The organism is Oscillochloris sp. ZM17-4 (assembly GCF_019599295.1).
Lineage (GTDB): Bacteria > Chloroflexota > Chloroflexia > Chloroflexales > Chloroflexaceae > Oscillochloris.
Genome location: NZ_JAIEWN010000028.1, coordinates 46,429 through 49,297 on the forward strand (window position 1 = coordinate 46,429; position 2,869 = coordinate 49,297).

At 67.1% G+C, this 2,869-nt stretch carries 5 protein-coding genes; 3 read left to right on the plus strand and 2 right to left on the minus strand.

Annotated elements, in window-relative coordinates; genetic code table 11:
• Positions 1-218: 218 nt before the first annotated feature.
• Positions 219-407: a YjbQ family protein gene (locus K2Z83_RS18630; protein ID WP_220596698.1), complete on the minus strand. Its 189-nt coding sequence runs from the start codon at positions 405-407 to the stop codon at positions 219-221.
• A gap of 179 nt (positions 408-586) precedes the next feature.
• Between K2Z83_RS18630 and K2Z83_RS18635 the strand changes: the two genes are divergently transcribed.
• The 3 genes from K2Z83_RS18635 to K2Z83_RS18645 all read left to right on the plus strand — a co-directional run bounded on the left by K2Z83_RS18635 (position 587) and on the right by K2Z83_RS18645 (position 2,321).
• Entirely contained in the window at positions 587-991 is a 405-nt protein-coding gene (locus K2Z83_RS18635) for a DUF3224 domain-containing protein (protein ID WP_220596699.1), read from the plus strand.
• 32 nt (positions 992-1,023) lie between these two features.
• Complete coding sequence (locus K2Z83_RS18640) at positions 1,024-2,037, plus strand: tyrosine-type recombinase/integrase (RefSeq protein ID WP_220596700.1); 1,014 nt, start codon at positions 1,024-1,026, stop codon at positions 2,035-2,037.
• Positions 2,038-2,117: 80 nt separating this feature from the next.
• Positions 2,118-2,321 carry a DUF4287 domain-containing protein gene (locus tag K2Z83_RS18645; protein ID WP_220596701.1) on the plus strand — a complete coding sequence of 68 codons (204 nt, stop codon included), beginning with the start codon at positions 2,118-2,120 and terminating at the stop codon, positions 2,319-2,321.
• A gap of 28 nt (positions 2,322-2,349) precedes the next feature.
• On the opposite strand, the gene K2Z83_RS18650 is transcribed toward K2Z83_RS18645, so the two are convergent.
• Positions 2,350-2,778 (minus strand): TIGR03668 family PPOX class F420-dependent oxidoreductase, encoded by a 429-nt coding sequence (locus K2Z83_RS18650; protein WP_255604233.1) that lies wholly within the window; start codon positions 2,776-2,778, stop codon positions 2,350-2,352.
• Positions 2,779-2,869: the final 91 nt, after the last annotated feature.

A 2,869-nucleotide genomic window follows, 5' to 3' on the forward strand; every position in this document is an offset into this window, starting at 1 on the left:
GTATGATGCACGCTAGCCAGCCTTTCGCGTGTGGTCACATGGGTTTGTGGTAAAGCTCCATGTACACCCGTCCGCGAAGGCTGGCAAATCTATACCCGAGCAGATTGGCCCCGCGAGGCCGACATGACGAAGCGCCCCGGCGACGGAGCGCTTCCTATGGCTTTCGATTAGTCCCTACCGCGTATCGGTCTCTTGTGTGCGTGGGTTTGTGAAACTCCTCAATCCGCACGCAGGACCTCACAGGTGCGCGGGCCGTCGAACGTAGCCAGGCAGATCGCCTGCCAGCGGCCGAGGGTGAGCCGGCCGCCGTTGACGAAGACGAAGTGCGAGAAGCCCATCGTGCTGGCCTGTAGGTGCGAGGCCGAGTTATTCTCGATATGCCGGTAGCCCGGACTGAGCTGCCGCATGGCCGATACTCATCCATATCGGCAATGCCTCCCCCGTGCCATCCGGCGAGCATGGCCGATAGTGTGTTGACGCGCCCGCCCATCCGTGCTATCCTGTCATTGCCGATATTTTGCAATCCTAGTTCATCGATCGCGTGTGGCCACAAAAGACGAAGCTGGTAGCCCAGGAAGGAACAGGGATGACGACCCATGCACACGGCACCTTTGCGGTGCAGCTGACCCCGCAGGCGCTCGCCCACGCCGAGGCAGATGCCAGCCTTGGCCGGCTGTCGATCGATAAGCAGTTCCATGGCGACCTGGTCGGCACCAGCCAGGGCGAGATGCTCAGCGCCCGCACCGGCGTCGAGAGCTCCGCCGGCTACGTTGCCATCGAGCGGGTCACCGGTGCGCTCCATGGTCGCCAGGGCAGCTTTGTCTTCCAGCATAGCGGCACCGTGGATCGCGGCGCCCAGCAGCTAGTGATCAGCGTCGTGCCGGATTCCGGCACCGGCGATCTGGTCGGGCTGGTCGGCACGATGACTCTGGACATTGCTGACGGCATCCACGCCTACGACCTTGCCTATACCATCCCCGACGTAGCGTAGCCGCCAGCGATGCGCGCATAGGCATACACACCATGGACACCCTCCATCCTGATCTCGAAGCGTACCTCGCCGAGCTCGATGGCGTCAGCGCCAACACCCGCCGCGCCCGGCGGGCCGACCTCGCTGGGTTGAGCCGCTGGTGGGCGGAGGAACGTGGCCGCGCCTTTGACCCGGCCCTGCTTGCCGAGCGCGATGTGCGGGCCTACCTCCAGCAGCGCCAGGTTGCGGACGGTGCCGCGCCGGCCAGCATCAACCGGGCGCTCTCCACTGGCAGCCGCTGCTGGGCATGGCTCGTGCAGACCGACCGCGCCCGCGAGAACCCTTTCACCCCCGTCGGCGCGGTGCCCCAGGACCCGCCCGCCCCGCGCAAGCTCGACCCCACTGCAGTTGACGCCCTGCTGCGCGCCGCGAGCGATGAGCCGGATGTGACCCTACGCCGCTGCAATGAGGCGCTACTGTCCCTGCTGATCTACGCCGGCCTGCGCTCGCAGGAGGCCGCCGACGTGCAGCTGCGCGACCTCGACCTCGACGGGCGCACGGTGACGGTGCGCTCCGGCAAGGCCGGGAAGTTCGGCCGCGTCCCGCTCCACGCCGACGCGGTGCGCCTGCTGCGGCGCTATCTCACCGAGCTGCGCTGCCCCGACGGCATGCCCGCCGCTGGCAGCCCCGCTGAGCGCGAGCGGCTCCTTGGCGTGGTCGAATCCACCCGTCCAGGTCGTCCCTTCCGCGCCGGCATCAGCACCCGCACCATCCGCCACCGCTTCATGGTAATAGCCACCCGCGCCGCCGCCCAGCTGCGCGCCGCCGCCCAGAAGAAGCCGCGCCTCGACAAGGCGACGAAACTGCGGGAGGCCGCCGACGACCTGGAGACCGCCTCGCCGCACGCCCTGCGCCACAGCCTGGCCTACCGCCTGCTCGATGACGGCGCCAGCCTGGCCGCCGTCCAGCGGATCATGCGCCACAGCCGCGGCGAGCAGACCCTGCGCTACGCGACCCCGAACAGCCGCGATCTGAAGGATGTGATCGACCGATCCGGAGGAGTCTAGGTCGCGAGATTCGTGCATCACATACGCGACGTGTTCGCACGTCCGCAGCGACCGCGCGCAGCGCGAGCAGAGGAGCATCGATGTCATTCCAGGCATATATTGACACCATCAAGGCGAAAACGGGGAAGACGCCGGAGGATTTTCGGCAGCTGGCTGAGGCGAAAGGCTTGCTCAAGCCAGGCATCAAAGCTGGTGAAATCGTCGCCTGGCTCAACGAAGACTTTGGGCTTGGCCGAGGCCATGCGATGGCCATCTACGCGACGTTCAAGGGAAAAACGGAATAACCGACCACAAACCTCCGGGTGCCCATCGCTATGCGGTCGCCTCCATCGCCCGCCAGCCGTGCAGACGCGCGACCTGCACGACAATCAGCGGTCGCCCGGCGAGCGGCATCGCCGTGTACTGCGGGTACTTCCGCTGGAGCAGTGCGAGGCCGACGTCGTAGTCCTCGCCCGCCGTGATGACTGCCGCCTGCCCGCGTAGCTGCACCCAGGCCAACTGCTGCCAGTCCTCGTCATAGTGATCGACCACCACGGCCACCTGGTCGTTCGCGGCGATGTTCTTCACCCGCTGGAGCCGGTCGAGGGCGACCTGCTTGGGCTTGCCGTCCAGGGGCGTATAGAGCAGGTGCCCGTCGTAGGCAAAGACGATCGGCACGACGTGGGGCTGGCCCTGCGCATCGACGGTGGCCAGCCGGGCCACCCGCGCGGTCTGGAGCACCTCCTGTCGCCAGTCGGTCATACCCTCCCCTCCGCCGCGAGCAGCGGGGCCAGGGCCGCGTTGAGCGCCGCGTAACCCGCCGGGCTGAGGTGCAGCTCGTCCTCGGCATAGA

Coding starts and splice junctions, on each gene's coding strand:
- K2Z83_RS18630 (WP_220596698.1), bottom strand. CDS start 407: ATGCGGCAGCTCAGTCCGGGCTACCGGCATATCGAGAATAACTCGGCC.
- K2Z83_RS18635 (WP_220596699.1), top strand. CDS start 587: ATGACGACCCATGCACACGGCACCTTTGCGGTGCAGCTGACCCCGCAG.
- K2Z83_RS18640 (WP_220596700.1), top strand. CDS start 1,024: ATGGACACCCTCCATCCTGATCTCGAAGCGTACCTCGCCGAGCTCGAT.
- K2Z83_RS18645 (WP_220596701.1), top strand. CDS start 2,118: ATGTCATTCCAGGCATATATTGACACCATCAAGGCGAAAACGGGGAAG.
- K2Z83_RS18650 (WP_255604233.1), bottom strand. CDS start 2,778: ATGACCGACTGGCGACAGGAGGTGCTCCAGACCGCGCGGGTGGCCCGG.